We start from the raw sequence: 15,533 nt of genomic DNA, 5'->3' as shown, positions 1-15,533 counted from the left end.
GTATTTAGTTATCGGGCCGTGCGGAGATCTTCGCAACGACGACTCCCAGGACGAGTATCGTGAGCGTACCGAGCACGACCGCGAGCACCTCCCCGGCCTTGTTCATCCCGGGGATGGAGTAATCCGGCATGAGGGCCTCGTACGAGAAGCCGTTCCCGGTCGTGGCGACCACCTGCTCTTCTGCGGCGCCGGCGGCGTCCTCGTCGAGTTCGCTCCCCATGAACGGTTTTGCGCCGTACATGCTGAAGAACGCGCTCTCAAGCCCGTCCGGGTTTCCGGAGGCGAGGAACGGCGCGGCAATGGCGATCACGAGAGCGATCGCCACACCGATGATGATGAACTGTTTCGTCTCCATTACGCGCTCACCCCCGTGGGGTGTTCGAGAATATCCGGTCGTGCCGAGGCTATCAGGTAGAGAGCGACCGCGGTGATCCCTCCTTCGATGATCCCGATGACCGCATGATAGAGTCCAAGGGCGGTGAGTGCCGGAATCAGCGGGAACGTACCGGCGATGGCGAGTTCGACCGCACAGAGGAGCGCGGAGACGAAGAGCGACGCCCACCCGGCTATGAACGCGGCGGCGTACGCGTTCCCGATCACGCTTTTGATGCCGGTATACCCATAGTAGCCGACGAATCCGCCGACGACGCCCATGTTGATGATGTTCGCGCCCATGACCGTGATGCCGCCGTCACCGAAGATGACGCCCTGCACGAGGAGCACCAGCGTCAGGACGAAGACGCCTGCATACGGCGACCCGAGGACGATCGCCGCGAGCGCAGCACCGACCATGTGGCCGCTCGTTCCCCAGGGGATGGGGATGTTCAACGCCTGGATGGCAAAGATGCCGGCGGCGAGGACGGCGACCAGGGGTATCTTCTCTTCTCCCATCGAGCGTCGCGCCCACCGGAGGGCGAGAGCGATGAAGATGAGGGCTATGATCCAGTAGACCAGAGCCTGTCCCATCGGTATAAATGCATCAGGGATGTGCACAACAACACCTTGCGGAGTAGTATTACATCTTGGTATAAATGTATTACTAATCGCGAGGGTTGTATCAACCGGTAAGAACTTGACGTACTCCCGATGCGAAAAGTATGCCCATTGCCCTTGCCAATGCGGGTTTCAGGGCAAGTCTGCGGAGCAGGGTCCCCGGCCGGTCCATATCGCCGTACTCCACGATCGTCTCGATGAGATCGGGGTCGTTCAAGGCCCGGCAGAGGCGGTCGATCTCCTCCGGCGTCATTCTCTGCCGCATATGAAGCGCTTTCATGCCGGTATCGAGTTCTTTCCCGAAGTCTTCCTTCCAGCGTCGCTCGTAGTCACGGAGACTCCCGTCGTCGAACTCCCCGCGCGCTACACACGCCACCGCGACCGCTGCCGCGTGTTTTGCCGACCGGATGCCGGTGTAGACCCCACCCCCCGACGTGGGTTTGGCGAACCCCGCCGCGTCGCCGACGACGAGAGCACGGTGACCGTAGGTCTGCGGCATAACCCCGAGCGGGATGACCCCGCTCACGAGGTGGAGCGAGTTCTTCCCATAACGGGCGATGAACCGGTCGAAGTGGTCCTTTGCGTGCTCCCGGGCGCAGAGCCCGACACGTGCCCGGGTCTCCGAGACCGGGATCACCCACCCGAAGAAGTCCGGCGAGGCGTTGGGGTGCAGTTCCACGTAGCGTGGGTCCATCGTATGGGGCACCTCCGCCTGGATCCCGGCGAGGTAGACCTCCGCCCGCCGGAGCCCCAGCATCCGGGCGACGGAACTCCGCGGCCCGTCGGCGGCGATGATGAGGCGGTACGGGACCTCCTCGCGCCCGCGGACCCCCCGGGTCAGGAGCGAGGAGGACCGGATGCCCGATACGCTGGTCTTGAGGAGGAACTCCGCCCCGGCGTCCGCCGCGACCGCTGCCATCTCCCGGTCGAGGAGGCACCGGTCCACGACATAGGCCTTTGTGGTCCGGGCATCGAAGAGGAGCTCTCCCCCGAGGTCCGAGACCATCCTCGCGCCGGTGACCCTGTTGGTGACCGATCTCTCCGAGACGTCGCATTCGGCAAACGCGGACGCGGAGAGGAGCCCCGCGCACTGCACCGGGTAGCCGATCGTCCCGTGCTCCTCGATACAGAGCGTCTTGAGTCCCTGCTCTGCGCAGGCCCGCGCGGCGGCGCTCCCGGCGGGGCCTGCGCCCACAACAACAACATCCCAGACCAGATTACCATGCCTCGCAGACGTGAGTTCAAAGATCCACTGGTTGCTCCCGGTACCGGCAGCAGGTGGACCGTTTCCAGACTATAGTGGGGTTCGGGCAGCATAAATACGATGTCGCGTTGTGTGCGGGTCGCGGCCCCCGCTCTACAGATGCGTATTTGACGGATCATACCCCAACTAATACGAAATGCCTGATATACGGGAGTTCAAGTGGAAACAGTGCCTGGTCGTGCGTGCCGACATCAAGATGAGCTGCGGCAAGAAGTGTGCACAGATCGCCCACGCTGCCATCGGGGCCTACGAGAAGGCCGACAAGATCGCAAGGAAGGCCTGGCTTGACGAGGGGCAGAAGAAGGTGGTGCTGAAGGTCTCGACCGAGCGGCAGCTCTTTGAACTCAAGACGATCGCAGAACGAGCGGGCATCCCGGCATCGATCATCCAGGATGCCGGGATGACCGAGATCCCGCCGGGGACCGTGACGGCCCTCGGTCTCGGGCCCGCCCGTGCTGAAGACCTCGACCGGATCACCGGCGACCTCTCCCTGCTATGATGCGCTCACCCTATCCCCTGGAACAGGACCTCGGGATCTGCTACTACGCGTCCGATGCCCCCGGTATCGGCGGCCGGCTCCGCTCAAGCCCCGAGGACTTCATCGTCGAAGAGGTGCCGCTCCCGATCAGCGATCCCGATGGCCCCTACCTCATCTGCCGGCTCACCAAGACGAACTGGGAACTCCAGCGGGCGGTCAAGGAGATTGCAAAACGGCTCGGCATCAGCCACCGGCGGATCGCCTGGGCGGGGACCAAGGACAAGAATGCGGTGACCACCCAGTTCATATCGATCTACGATCTTACGCCTGATGCGGTCGAGCAGGTGCATCTTGCAGACATCACGCTCGAGGTCGTCGGGCAGTCGCAGCACGCGCTCACCCTCGGGGGGCTTGCGGGGAACCGGTTCGATATCACGATCCGGGACTGCGCCGGAGAAGATCTCGCCGCGAGGGTAGAGGCGGCGACCGCGGTCGCATCGCTCGGCATACCGAACTACTACGGGCTGCAGCGGTTCGGTGTCGTCCGGCCGGTCACCCATCTCGTCGGCGAGCGGGTCCTGAAGGGCGACTACGAAGGCGCCGTGGTCGCGTACGTTGGCCGGCCATACCCCCGCGAGTCCGAAGCGGCGCAACAGGCCCGGACCCACTTCACCGAGACCCGGGATCCCCGGGCGGCGCTCGCCGAACTCCCCGTCCAGATGACCTACGAGCGGGCGATGGCAAACCACCTCGTCGCGAACCCCGGCGACTACGCCGGTGCGCTCCAGGTCCTCCCCCCCAAACTCCTCTCGCTCCTCGTGAGCGCGTTCCAGTCGTATCTCTTCAACTGCACGCTCTCCTCCCGTATCGAGGCCGGACACTCGCTGACCGAACCCGAGATCGGCGACCGGCTCGTCTTCTCGAACGGCCGCGAGGATATCGTCTCCGCGCGAAACCGGCAGGCGGCCCTGATGCAGATCCGCCGCGGCCGGTGCCGGATCGCCCTCTTCGTACCCGGCGCAGAACCGGTGACACCGCACGGGCCGATGGACGAGACCATGCAGGACCTGATGCAGAAACATGGGGTCAGCGCCGGAGACTTCGAGCGCGCCTCCCGGTTCGTGAAGACTGCATTTGCCGGGGCTCTCCGGCCGATAAGCCTCTTTGCCGACGTGCAGGCGGATGTATCGGAGACGAGCGTCCGGCTCCGGTTCACGCTCCCCCCCGGTCATTACGCGACGACGGTCTGCCGGGAGTACATGAAGGCGGACCCCTATATGATGATCTAAGAAAGAGTGCGGGGCCTCTAGGCCCCGTAGTTTACATCCCACTCAGTGACCAGGTTGCTCCCGCACATGTAGTGGCGCTTCAAGGAGAGCCGGAACATCTCTTCTTCGGTCTCGATATGCATGCCGCCGACGAGCGACGGGGTATCAGCACCGCCGACGATGAACGGCAGGTGGATCAGGCGTATCTCGTCGACGAGGCGGTGGTTTAGCATGGACCAGTTCAGCGTCGGTCCCCCCTCGATCATCATCCGGCGGACGCCATAATCTCGCGCCAGGATCCGCATCAGTCCCGGCAGGTCGACCTCGTCCGCTCCCGCGACGACGACGTCGACGCCGGTTGCCCGGAGCCGGGCGACCCTCTCCGGCGGCGCAGCCTCACTGACGGCGACGACGGTTCTGGCATCCGACCCGAGAACGTTTGCGTCCGGCGGGATATCTGCCCGGCTGTTCGGGATGACCCGGAGCGGGCTCTTTCCCTCGACCAGCCGGACCGTCAGGAACGAGTTGTCGATCCGGATCGTGTTTGCTCCGACCATGATGGCGTCGTAGACCGCCCGTGTCTGGTGAAGGAGGATCTCGGTCTCAGGGGCCATATACTTCATGAGGATCTTGCTTGAGGCCCCGCGCTTCAGGGTGAGCTTCCCGTCGACGGTGATCTCTGACATCATGAGGACATGTGGCCTGTCGTTATCTGGCATTGGGTCTCCTTGTGATCTATCTGGCGGGAGCGTTTATGAATCTGGTGATTCCTGAAGGTGTGCAATCGTCCGGTTCCGGATGGTATGCGGTGCCGGGTGGGCGGGTAGCCTGATGGCGGTCGATGATCGGCCCCGGTCGGGGAAGAGCAAACCGGTTTTGTGCGGGTCTACTCCTTCCACGCAAAGGTTAAACCCCTCACGGGTAGATAAAATATGCGATGAATATAACCTCTCTACGGCCGAAATTCATCAAATATACGGAGCCAATCGCGTCGTTTTTTGCGCGCCTGGGCGTTACGCCAAACCAGGTCTCGTTGCTCGCCATGCTCTTCGGGTTTGCCTGCGCACTCGCCTTCACTCAGCGCTACTTCCTTGCAGGTGCCCTGCTGCTGGTCGTCTCGGCGGTCCTTGACCTGGTGGACGGCAGTGTCGCCCGGAAGAACCATACGGAGAGCAAGTTTGGGGCCGTCTTCGACTGGGTCGCCGACAAATACGTCGATGCGGCGGTTATCCTGGCCGTGGGGTTCTCCGGTATTCCTATCGTCAGCCACCTCTTAGGCGTCCCGGCGATCGTCGATTTCGGTATCGTGGGGCTGGCGCTCTTCGGATCCCTGATCAACACCTTCATCAAACCGGTCACGTATGCGGAGATCGGCTACAGCGAGCGGATCGCCGGGAAGATCGAGGACCCTCTCGAGGGGGTTGGCTTCTTCGGCAGACCCGAGACGATCCTCGTGCTGGTGCTCGGCGGCGTGACCGGATTCATCTGGGTTGCGATCCTCCTCATCGCGGTCTGCACGAACCTCTCTGCAGTCCAGCGGATCTTCTACCTTCACCGGCAGTACTCCTGATCCGGCTTCCCCGGAGACGAATACCTCACAAAAAAGGCGGGCGCGCGGTCATCCGGGATTACGACCCGGCACCGCTCCTCTCCTGCTTTCCGACGATCTGCTCCACCTCGCTCCTGTAGAGGCGGTAGAGGCCGTCGGCAAGGGTGCCGAGTTCGGGGAGAATCCGGAAGAGGGCGTAGGCGAGGGCCACGAGGAAGACCAGTGCCCCGAGTTCGGCCATGACGTTGTGGGCCCAGAAGAAACTCTCGTACCCAATCTCACCGTTGCCGGCGATCTCCGGGAGGTACGGGAACCACTGCTCGGTGTAAGACGTGATCACGAAGACGTTTCTTGCGATATTCAGGATATAGATCGTCGGGAAGACCATGAGAAACCCAGCAAGCTTCTGCTTCGTTGTCGACCGCACGCCCCAGGCAACCCCGAGCATGATCGCGATGCTCTGGATGCCGGTGCAGGCGAGGATGATCTCGGTTCGGAAGCCGTTTCGCTCCATCAGGTTCCAGGTCTCGAAGTTCACGGGATACCCGACCGCCGCCAGCGCCATGGACGTCTGTTCTGCGACCGTCGCGATCAGCCAGTCCCCGAGTGCGGGTATGTAGCCGAAGGGGGCGTAGATCAGGAACGCTATCGCCGCGATCGTCGAGAGCTGCATCACCCGCGGATCCTCGCGGAGCAGGTATTTTGCGGTGATATAGAGGAACGGGACTGAAAGCAGCGCTATCGCCGGGTACATGAAGTTATTGATGGAGAAGTAGTAGGGAAGCTCGAGGAAGAGGTATCCGACGATGCTTGCCCACCCGGCGACGGCGAAGTACTTCCGGAACCGGCCAGGTATCAGGAAGACAAGAAAGCAGATGCAGGAGATCAGCACCAGGTAATCCTTCATCCTTTAACGTTCGGCGTACCCGACATTAAATCATTTGTGCGCGGATCCGGTCGAACTCCCCTGACCCCGGAGTCCCGGCCGCCCGGCGAGACCGGGTGATGTCTACCCTTTACCCTGCTCGCTCCCACAAGTTAATTTTGATCGATATCCCATTCATTATAATGATGTTCTGTCCCCAGTGCAAAGGTCTGATGATATCGTCCGGTGGTCAGCTGAAGTGCAAAAAGTGCGGGTACATCCGGGAGATTGAGGTCAACGACCGGTTGAAGAAGACGGACAAGCGCATCGAGAAAGAGATCACCATCGTCGACGAAGAGGATAAGATAGCAACGCTCCCGACGGCGACCATCAAGTGCCCGGAGTGCGAATGCACCACGGCATACTGGTGGCTGCGCCAGCTGCGGGCGGCAGATGAGAGCGAGGTCAGGTTCTTCCGCTGCACCGCCTGCGGCAAGACATGGCGCGAGTACGATTAAGCAGAAGCCGTAATCTTAAAGAAGCCGTAATCTTAATTCAGTGCCCTCCGGGGCCAATTCTTCCTCCTGGCCGGTGTGGCGCATGCCGCTTCGGCATCTATCCTCACGGAGTATACGAGCGGTTCGTGGTTGGTGAGGTTCCTGATCCGGGTTCGTATCCGGGGACCGAGATCCCATGCGGGCTCATCGCCGGGATATCCGGTATGCTGTGGCGGCCGCTCCCGAAGCGCACCCCGGATTACCCCAATTTACGGTATAGCCGCCGGAAGATCGGTTCGTCTTGCCGTTCCAGCATCACGCAGCCTGTCGCCACCCCCACCCCCGGCCGCGTCCATCCCCTCCTGTCACCGGCACCCTATCCCGCTCTCCGGGTCCGGATACGCTATATTCGCCTGGATATCCTCCCACGCATACAAACCACACCTCTCCCCCTGAAGTTCCGGTATCTGCCCCTGGAAGGCACTTTTTCCCACCCGATCCACCCTCCCGACCATAATGTTGATATACAATATTCATTATTAATAATGTAGAATAGGAGTTAGTCAGATGGCTGAAAGCTTTAACGTCAAACTCGAGGAGGCGAAGTACTACACTCCCGAGGCCAGCTGCAAAGAGCACTCCTGGATCGGCGACTACAACAGAACCTACCAGGAGTTCCTTGCGAACCCCGACCTGTTCTGGGACAGCGTCGCCAGGGAATTAGAATGGTTCCAGCCCTGGGACCGGGTGAAAGAATGGGAGTATCCGTACGCACAGTGGTTCATCAACGGGAAGCTCAATATCACCCACAACTGCCTGGATCGCCACGCCCACAGCCAGCGGCGCAACAAGGTCGCGATCATGTGGCGGGGTGAGAACGAGGACGAGGAGCGAACCTACACCTACCGCCAGCTCCTGCAGGCCGTCTCCCAGTTCGCGAACGGTCTTGCGCGCCTTGGCGTCGGGAAGGGCGACCGGGTCTGCATCTACATGCCGGTGGTGCCCGAGCAGATCATCGCGATGCTCGCCTGCGCCCGTCTCGGCGCTATCCACTCGGTCGTCTTCGGCGGGTTCGGCGTCAGCGCACTCAACCAGCGCATCAAGGGCATCGAAGCGAAAGTGGTCGTCACCGCCGACGTCGGCTACCGGCGCGGAAAAAGGATCCCGCTCAAGAACATCGTGGAGGAAGCGGTCGTCAACGCCCCGTCTGTCGAGCGGATCGTCGTTCTCCGGCGCGACAATGAGAAGCCGGTTGAACTCCACCCCGAGATCGAGGTGGACTACTATGAGCTGATGGACGGCGTGGAGCGCGAGTGCCCGGCCGAACCGATGGACTCAGAAGACCCGCTCTTCATCCTGTATACGAGCGGCACCACCGGGTCCCCGAAGGGCATCGTGCACACCTGCGGCGGCTACAGTGTCGGGACCTACTACTCGATGAAGTATGTCTTCGACGTCAAGGACAGCGACGTCTACTGGTGTACCGCTGACCCCGGCTGGATCACCGGTCACAGTTACTGTGTCTACGGCCCGCTCCTCAACGGTGCCACCTGCTTCATCACGGAAGCCACCCCAGACTACCCGAACCCGGGCACCTACTGGAATCTCATCGAGGAGTACGGCGTCACGATCTTCTACACCGCCCCGACCGCCATCCGTATGTTCATGCGGGTGGGTGAAGAGTGGCCGAACCGCTACAACCTCTCGTCGCTCCGGGTGCTCGGCTCCGTCGGCGAACCGCTCAACCCGGAGGCGTTCGAGTGGTACTACCGTGTCATCGGCAAAGACCGGTGCCCGATCATGGACACCTGGTGGCAGACCGAGACCGGGATGCACATGGTGACCACGATGATGGGCGAACCCATGCGCCCGGGGTTTGCGGGAAAGCCGATCCCGGGCGTCGTCGCGGACGTCGTCGATATGACGGGCAATTCTGTCCCGCCGGGCACGGGCGGCCTCCTGGTCATCAAGGAGCCGTGGCCGTCGATGATGCGGACGATCTGGAACGACGATGACCGGTACTGCAAGTACTGGAACACCATCCCGGGCTGTTACACCGCGGCAGACCTCGCGGTGAAGGACAAGGACGGGTACATCATGGTCATCGGGCGGTCCGATGACCTGATCGTCGTCGCCGGGCACAACATCGGGACCGCGGAGGTCGAGAGCGCGCTCGTCTCCCACGAGGCGGTGGCGGAAGCGGCAGTCATCGGGAAACCTGATGCCCTGAAGGGGAACTCCATCAAGGCCTTCGTCATCCTCATAAACGGCCGCGAGCCCGGTGAGAAGCTGAAGAACGACCTCGTCTACCATGTCCGGATGACGCTCGGGCCCATCGCCATACCGTCCGAGATCGAGTTCGTCCAGTCGCTCCCCAAAACCCGGAGCGGCAAGATCATGCGGCGGGTCTTAAAAGCACAGGAACTGGGTATGGACCCCGGGGACATCTCAACCCTGGAAGAATAACTTACCAACCCTTTATATACTCTTTTAAATATGTTATAAATATGAATGAGCGTAAACCAGAGGAGTCCCTCAAGATAGAAAATATCGTTGCTTCGGCAAAAGTGACGGATTCTCTTGATCTCCCCTCTCTTGCCTCCCAGTTGAAGGACGCGGAATACAATAAAAAACGGTTTCCCGGCGTCGTTATCAGGATGCAGGACCCGAAGATTGCCGCGCTCGTCTTTGGTTCCGGAAAGGTCGTACTGACCGGTGCAAAGAACATCGACAGCCTCTCGCGAGGTCTGCAGATCCTCGGCGACCAGCTGCGGGCGCTCGGTATCGATATTCCGCCGCCTGAAGAACTGACCTACAAGGTCCAGAACATCGTCACCTCCGCTGACCTCGGGACACCGATCAACCTGAATAAGATCGCCGTGGGGTTCAACCTGGACAAGATCGAGTATGAGCCCGAGCAGTTTCCCGGGCTCGTTTACCGGCTCGACGACCCGAAGGTGGTCGTCCTCCTCTTCGGGTCCGGCAAACTGATCATCACCGGCGGCAGGGTGCCTGACGACGCCAGGCGGGCGGTGCAGCGGATCCTCTCCGAACTCACCAGCCTTGGACTCATCTGAATCCGATACTTTCCTTTTTTTTTGGGCCGTAAGGGCCGCGAGGGCCGTCGGTCGTATCCGTAAGGGCCATCAGGGCCGTCGGTCGTATCCGTAAGGGCCGCGAGGGCCGTCGGTCGTTATCCATGAGAGCCGCCGGTTCCCCCGGGTCCTCCTGGATCTCTCCGGTGCGGGAGGTGCCGGATGCGCTCCGAACGGGGTTCGATGGGGCGAAGACAGAATGACGCTCCGCCGTCGTCCCGTGCCGGTTGCTCCCGGGCAGGATCGCCCGTCCCCCGGGCCCGGTCCTTCTTCACGGAGAGCCCCCTCACCGCCGGTGAAAGCGCGATCCCGCTGATAATGGGTTGTTCGTATCCGTGCAATGCCAAAACGCATCTCTTAAAACAATCACAATCGCAAAATCTCTCATTGAAATAATAATATTTTTATAGTCAGATTTAAAACACTAGATAGTATCTGAATGGTGAACGGATGAGGTCAGACAAGGTACGGTATTTTACGCCACGCGATGAAGAACTCGCCGAGCTCTTAACAGGCATCGGCATCAAGCGAAATGTCTCTAAAGTGCTCGTATATCTTGCGAACATCGATGAAGCAACGTCCCGTGACATCGAGCGGGGCACCGATCTCCGCCAGCCCGAGGTCAGTATCGCCATGCGCTACCTCAAGGAGTGCGACTGGGTGGATACCCGCGAGAGCAAGTCGGAGAGCAAAGGGCGGCCGGTGAAGATCTATACGCTTTCCCGTCCGATAACGGAGATCATGGATACGATCGAGAAAGAGAAGAAGAGAGAAGCCCGACACCAGTTAGACCTTATCCAGAAGATGCGGGAATGTATATCATTGCAATGATACGACGCGGCACCTCTTCTCCTCACCGACAATAACTGTTATTTTTTCTCCATATGCGGTGAACAGACCGCACTCAAGCGCACCCGGGATGGCGGCTATTGCTGCCTCCAGGCCTTTGGGGTCTGTGAGAGCCCCGAAGTCGCAATCAACGATGAAGTTCCCGTTATCGGTGACGACGGGGCCATCCTTCTTCACGCCGTCCCGGAGGACCGGGGCGGCACCGAGTGCGGTAAGGCGCCGGAAGACTCCCGCGGAGGCGAACGGGAGCACCTCGACCGGGACGGGCGCGTTCAGGGTCTCGACCATCTTCGTCGGATCGACGACGATGAGCACCCTCTCTGCCGCGTCGCAGACGCACTTCTCCCGGAGGTGCGCGGCTCCGCGCCCCTTGATCAGGTGGAGGGCCGGGTCGACCTGGTCGGCCCCGTCGATGGCGATATCGAGTTTGGGGTGCTCGTCGAGGCTCGTGAGCGGGATGCCGTACTGCCGTGCCCTGATGGCCGCCTGGTAGGACGTCGGGACGCCGGCGATAGAAAGGCCGTCCTGTAATATCCGCTCACCCAGTCGCTCCATCGCAAAGAAGACGGTCGAGCCGGTGCCGAGACCGACGACCATCCCGTCTTCGACCATCCCGGCCGCGTGGTAGCCTGCGTTCCGCTTTGATCCTGCCTGTCCTGAAGTTGTGGATATGCTCTTCACCTTCTGATACCTGTGCCGCGAAAGATGCTCCGTAGGTCGTCTGCGGCGCCGAACGCCGTGCAGTCGAGCGTGATCGGGGTTATCGAGACATTGCCCTTCTGCACCGCATGGACGTCGGTCCCTTCCGCCGCATCATCGCAGAGGGGCCCGTCGATCCAGTAGTAGGGGCGCCCGCGAGGGTCGAGGCGCTCCTCCACGCCGGTGTGGAAGAGTTTCCCGGCCAGGTGGGTGATCTCATACCCCCCGATCATCGGTGTCGGGATGTTCACGTTGATGACGTGAGCACTCTGTGGGAACCCACCCTCGAGGATCCTCTCGCAGATGTCGCGGACCACCCGCTTCGCATCGGAGAACCGGTCGGTGATCATCGAGGGGTCGTCGAACTTGTCGCCCTGGTCCTCCACCTGAAGCGAGAAGGCGAGGGCTGGCACACCCTGGTTGGATGCTTCGAGCGCAGCCCCGACGGTACCCGAGGTCATGATGGACTCGTAGGAGAGGTTCTCCCCGATGTTGACCCCGCTGACCACAAGGTCCGGTTTCAGGTGCAGCGCAAACAGCCCGATGATCACGGAGTCGGTCGGTTTTCCGCCGACCGAGTACGCCGGCACCCCGTTCATCGTCACCCGGTTGACGCGGATCGGCTCGAAGATGGAGATCGATCGCCCTACGGCGCTCTGCTGGGTGGCAGGCGCGACAACGGTGACGTCGGCGATCGGCGCGAGCGCGTCGTACGCCGCCCAGAGCCCCACGGACGTGATCCCATCGTCGTTGGTGAGCAGAATCTTTGGCTTCATCCTTGTCTATAGGGATAGTCCCCGTGAATCAAATACTTGCCCGATCGTCAGGGTCAAATGTCTGGCAACCAACCTGTACTGTGATGAAGGCATTTCTCGCCGAATACTCCGTATGCAACGACCCCGGGCTTGCACCCGAGGGCGCTGCCATGCTCGCCACGCTGAGCGAGAGTTTTGAGAGGTGCGGCTACGAGGTTGTGACCCCGGAGGGGCCCGACTTCGAGGGCGAGATCCGGAGACTCGCGCCGGGGTGCGACGTGGGGCTGGTCGTTGCGCCGGACCACCTCCTCTTCCGGTACACCCAGGTCCTCGAGCAGTTCATCCACAACGTCGGGTGCGGGAGCATGAATGCGGCCGTCTGTGCCAATAAACAACGAACGGCATCGATCCTCGCCCGGAACGGGGTGGCGGTCCCCCCTGATGCCGGGGCAGGGAAGCGGGTCGTCAAGCCGATCATGGGCTGCGGCGCTCAGGGGGTCAGGCTGACGGGCGAAGAACCGGGCGCCGGCGAGTTTGCCCAGGCGTACGTCGAGGGGGAGGCACTGAGCGTGAGCCTGGTGGTGAGCCGGGTGACCGGCAACGTCTGCGAGTTCTACTCGGGCAACCCCCCGCTCCTCCTCGCCGTCAACCGGCAGGAGATCGCCGTCGCAGAAGACGGCAGTTTCCGGTATCTCGGGGGCGAGACGCCCGTCCACCCCGACCGCGAGGAAGAGATCGTCGCCACTGCGGTCAGGGCGGTGAACATCCTCGGGTGCCAGGGGTATGCCGGGGTCGACGTCATCGTTGGCGACCGCATCACTGTGGTGGACGTCAACCCGCGACCCACGACCAGCCTGGTCGGCATCGCGGCGATCATGGAAGAGGAGATCGCCGATCTCCTCGTCAAAGCGTCGCACGGCGAAGCGCCGGGTGAGGTGCACCTCTCCGGGAGGGTGCGGTTCGATACGAGCGGGAGGATCAGCCGGGTATGATCGGCATCGATATCGGCGGTGCGAACCTCAAGGTCGTCGACGATGCCGGTGTGCATATCCACTACTGCCCGCTCTGGCAGAGCGCTCCTCTTGCCGATCTTCTCGAACCGTATGCGGGGCCAGCCGCAGTGGTGATGAGCGGAGAGCTCGCAGACTGCTTTCCGAACAAGATCGCGGGGATCCGCTGGATCGTCGATGCCGTCCAGGGGGTCATCCCCGATGCCGCCTTCTACGGCACCGACGCGGCGTTCCATACCCGGCCGGTCCCGGCCCTTGCCGCTGCAAACTGGCTGGCATCGGCCGATTACCTACGGGAAGAGTATGCCAATGCGGTCCTCCTCGATGTGGGGAGCACCACCGCCGACGTCATCCCTCTCAACTGTTTCGAAGACCTCAAAGGGCTGACCGACACCCGGCGGCTGCAGAAGCAGTACCTCGTCTACACGGGTATGCTCAGGACGAACGTCGCAACGCTCCTCTCCTCGGTGACGCTGGACGGTATCGTAACCCCGGTGAGCACCGAGTACTTCGCTGCAAGCGCCGATGCGCACCTCGTGCTCGGCCATATCGCGCCGGTTGACTACACCTCCCCGGCACCGGATGGCGGCGAGAAGACCGTCGACGCTGCGCTCCGGAGGCTCGCCCGGGTTGTCTGCGCAGACATCGATGAGATCGGGAATTCGGGCGCTCTCCAGGTCGCCCGGCAGTTCTGGGAGGTCCAGCGGACGTTGATCGTCCGGGCAGCAGGGCGCGCACTCTTCCGGAGCGGTGCAGAGCGGGTGATCACGGCGGGGATAGGAGCGGAGATCTTCGCCCGGGAACTGGCCGGCGTCACGCTGGAGCAGGAGATCGGGGAGGTCGCGGATGCCCTGCCGGCGTATGCGGTGAGGGAGGTTGCGCTACGGCGAGCCGCTTGCGACTGACCCTGATCCTGCTTGCGGTCTCGGTCGCCATCACGGCGGTGTCGCTCGCGCTTGGCTTTCCGTTCTTTTTTCTTTTCCTATTCATCCCGCTGATCCCGCTCTTCGGGCGACCCCCTGCCGTGAAGCGCTGCCCGGCCTGTGGTTGGGAGACCGCAGGCAGCGAGCGCTTCTGCCCCTACGATGGGACGGCGCTCGTGCCCGAGGACGAAGGTGGCGAGGTTCAGCAGGGAGAGCGGTAGCAGGAGGCCGAAGAGTTCGGCTGCCGGGATCGTGCCGAAGTCGCGGGAGGCGTAGTTCCGGATCGTCCCCCGATCGACGACGATCCCCATCGCCCGGAGGTAGTGTGCCACCTGGTTGAAGGGCATCTGTTGTGAGAGAAGGAGGCAGAGGTCGACGATCGGCGCTGCGAGGCGGGTGTCGGGGTAGAACGGCGCTTCTGCGTAGCAGAGGGTGTTGCATTGCTGGCAGTAGAAACGTTTCACGTAGACCCGGATGGTGCGCTCCCTCTCTCCCTCGAGTATGACGGCAAACCGTTTCGCCCGCAGATCGTGCCCGGTCACCGGACCGCCGCACGACGGGCAGGCAGAAAGGTCGGTAAACTTCACGCCGTCCATTGCCGTCAGGGCACTCCCCACCAGGTCGGCGAGCATCGGCGAGACCGGTACTGTCTTCTTCATAACGCCTCCTCTTTCTGTCTCTAGAGGTGTAGGTTTCCACCAATAATAGCATCTCCCCTTCTGGCGGTATGTCGGCACAGGGATCGTGCGGGCTCACAAGGGGGGCCCTGGAAGAGATCCACCTGCGGTTCTCGCGTCGACCCTGGAACAGCAGTCGGCCCCTCGAGCCCTGTCCCGGGCAGTTAGTTTAGTGGTTGTGCTTGATCTTTACCGCATACTGGTCCGTCGTCTGCTCAAATTTCTTCACGTAAATGCCCAAACGAACGATATGGGTTGTTGCCTGTCTGCCGGTAAGGGTGTCGAATTCAGGGATTGATCTGGTTAACTAACACAATTTAAGTAGCTTAACATCGGATATTCGGTTCGCCATAGAGAGGTGTTAAATTATGACGTTGAAGTATGTGGCCACAACATGTCCCTACTGCGGAACAGGTTGCAGTTTCAACCTTGTCGTCCAGGACGGCAAGGTAGTTGGAACAGCACCCTACCGCCGCTCACCCGTAAACGAGGGGAAGGTCTGCCCGAAGGGCACCTATGCCCATGAATTTGTGAACAGCCCGGACCGCCTCACGAAGCCGCTCATCAAGAAGGACGGCACGTTTGTCGAGGCGACCTGGGACGAGGCCTAC

Annotated in this window: 17 protein-coding genes and 1 pseudogene; 10 read left to right on the top strand and 8 right to left on the bottom strand. The window is 61.7% G+C overall.

The genetic code is table 11. The features are described from left to right. Positions 1-4: 4 nt before the first annotated feature. The 3 genes from V6K60_RS05760 to V6K60_RS05750 form a co-directional block, all read right to left on the bottom strand. The gene (locus tag V6K60_RS05760; protein WP_332449561.1) at positions 5-355 is read right to left on the bottom strand and encodes a PDGLE domain-containing protein; all 351 of its coding nucleotides are present in this window, start codon (positions 353-355) and stop codon (positions 5-7) included. Further along, positions 355-993, bottom strand: coding sequence for a cobalt transporter CbiM (gene cbiM / locus V6K60_RS05755; RefSeq protein WP_332449560.1), 639 nt, complete (start codon positions 991-993; stop codon positions 355-357). Before cbiM ends, V6K60_RS05760 begins: the two co-directional genes overlap by 1 nt. A gap of 64 nt (positions 994-1,057) precedes the next feature. Then, complete coding sequence (locus V6K60_RS05750; protein ID WP_442919551.1) at positions 1,058-2,242, bottom strand: geranylgeranyl reductase family protein; 1,185 nt, start codon at positions 2,240-2,242, stop codon at positions 1,058-1,060. A 151-nt stretch (positions 2,243-2,393) separates the two neighbouring features. Here V6K60_RS05750 and pth2 point away from each other — a divergent pair, with 151 nt between their 5' ends. Both pth2 and truD read left to right on the top strand, forming a co-directional pair. Then, positions 2,394-2,756, top strand: coding sequence for a peptidyl-tRNA hydrolase Pth2 (gene pth2, locus V6K60_RS05745; protein ID WP_332449559.1), 363 nt, complete (start codon positions 2,394-2,396; stop codon positions 2,754-2,756). Beyond that, on the top strand, positions 2,753-4,024 hold the full coding sequence (truD, locus tag V6K60_RS05740) for a tRNA pseudouridine(13) synthase TruD (protein ID WP_332449558.1): 1,272 nt from the start codon (positions 2,753-2,755) through the stop codon (positions 4,022-4,024). The genes pth2 and truD overlap by 4 nt, the downstream gene beginning before the upstream one ends. Before the next feature lie 17 nt (positions 4,025-4,041). Here truD and V6K60_RS05735 read toward each other — a convergent pair whose 3' ends face one another. Next, entirely contained in the window at positions 4,042-4,722 is a 681-nt protein-coding gene (locus tag V6K60_RS05735; RefSeq protein ID WP_332449557.1) for a dihydrofolate reductase family protein, read from the bottom strand. A gap of 218 nt (positions 4,723-4,940) precedes the next feature. Between V6K60_RS05735 and V6K60_RS05730 the strand changes: the two genes are divergently transcribed. Next, positions 4,941-5,573 (top strand): CDP-alcohol phosphatidyltransferase family protein, encoded by a 633-nt coding sequence (locus tag V6K60_RS05730; protein ID WP_332449556.1) that lies wholly within the window; start codon positions 4,941-4,943, stop codon positions 5,571-5,573. Between the two features lie 58 nt (positions 5,574-5,631). Here the strand turns inward: V6K60_RS05730 and artA are convergent, their stop codons facing one another. Then, entirely contained in the window at positions 5,632-6,459 is an 828-nt protein-coding gene (gene artA / locus V6K60_RS05725) for an archaeosortase A (RefSeq protein WP_332449555.1), read from the bottom strand. Between the two features lie 161 nt (positions 6,460-6,620). On the opposite strand from artA, the gene V6K60_RS05720 reads away from it, so the two are divergent. The 4 genes from V6K60_RS05720 (at position 6,621) to V6K60_RS05705 (ending at position 10,840) form a co-directional block, all read left to right on the top strand. Further along, complete coding sequence (locus V6K60_RS05720) at positions 6,621-6,935, top strand: transcription factor S (RefSeq protein ID WP_332449554.1); 315 nt, start codon at positions 6,621-6,623, stop codon at positions 6,933-6,935. A gap of 546 nt (positions 6,936-7,481) precedes the next feature. Further along, on the top strand, positions 7,482-9,380 hold the full coding sequence (gene acs, locus V6K60_RS05715; RefSeq protein ID WP_332449553.1) for an acetate--CoA ligase: 1,899 nt from the start codon (positions 7,482-7,484) through the stop codon (positions 9,378-9,380). Between the two features lie 41 nt (positions 9,381-9,421). Continuing rightward, on the top strand, positions 9,422-9,991 hold the full coding sequence (locus V6K60_RS05710; RefSeq protein ID WP_332449552.1) for a TATA-box-binding protein: 570 nt from the start codon (positions 9,422-9,424) through the stop codon (positions 9,989-9,991). 468 nt (positions 9,992-10,459) lie between these two features. Further along, positions 10,460-10,840: an ArsR family transcriptional regulator gene (locus V6K60_RS05705; RefSeq protein WP_332449551.1), complete on the top strand. Its 381-nt coding sequence runs from the start codon at positions 10,460-10,462 to the stop codon at positions 10,838-10,840. Here V6K60_RS05705 and rpiA read toward each other — a convergent pair. Both rpiA and surE read right to left on the bottom strand, forming a co-directional pair. Beyond that, positions 10,829-11,530, bottom strand: a complete 702-nt coding sequence (gene rpiA, locus V6K60_RS05700; RefSeq protein ID WP_332449597.1) for a ribose 5-phosphate isomerase A — start codon at positions 11,528-11,530, stop codon at positions 10,829-10,831. The two genes, V6K60_RS05705 and rpiA, sit on opposite strands and share 12 nt — an antisense overlap. A gap of 5 nt (positions 11,531-11,535) precedes the next feature. Beyond that, a complete protein-coding gene (gene surE / locus V6K60_RS05695; RefSeq protein ID WP_332449550.1) occupies positions 11,536-12,333 on the bottom strand; it encodes a 5'/3'-nucleotidase SurE in 798 nt (265 codons plus the stop codon). Positions 12,334-12,416: 83 nt separating this feature from the next. Here surE and V6K60_RS05690 point away from each other — a divergent pair, with 83 nt between their 5' ends. After that, a complete protein-coding gene (locus tag V6K60_RS05690) occupies positions 12,417-13,304 on the top strand; it encodes an ATP-grasp domain-containing protein (RefSeq protein WP_332449549.1) in 888 nt (295 codons plus the stop codon). Further along, the gene (locus V6K60_RS05685) at positions 13,301-14,227 is read left to right on the top strand and encodes a hydantoinase/oxoprolinase family protein (protein WP_332449548.1); all 927 of its coding nucleotides are present in this window, start codon (positions 13,301-13,303) and stop codon (positions 14,225-14,227) included. Before V6K60_RS05690 ends, V6K60_RS05685 begins: the two co-directional genes overlap by 4 nt. Positions 14,228-14,304: 77 nt before the next feature. On the opposite strand, the gene V6K60_RS05680 is transcribed toward V6K60_RS05685, so the two are convergent. Next, on the bottom strand, positions 14,305-14,904 hold the full coding sequence (locus tag V6K60_RS05680; RefSeq protein WP_332449547.1) for a hypothetical protein: 600 nt from the start codon (positions 14,902-14,904) through the stop codon (positions 14,305-14,307). A 386-nt stretch (positions 14,905-15,290) separates the two neighbouring features. Between V6K60_RS05680 and V6K60_RS05675 the strand changes: the two are divergent. Beyond that, positions 15,291-15,533, top strand: a pseudogene (locus V6K60_RS05675) (formate dehydrogenase subunit alpha); the annotation flags it as partial.

It is taken from the genome of Methanoculleus sp. (assembly GCF_036677455.1).
Taxonomy (GTDB): domain Archaea; phylum Halobacteriota; class Methanomicrobia; order Methanomicrobiales; family Methanoculleaceae; genus Methanoculleus.
The sequence above is the reverse complement of the archived record's forward strand: the minus strand, read 5'-3'. Positions and strand labels throughout refer to the sequence as shown.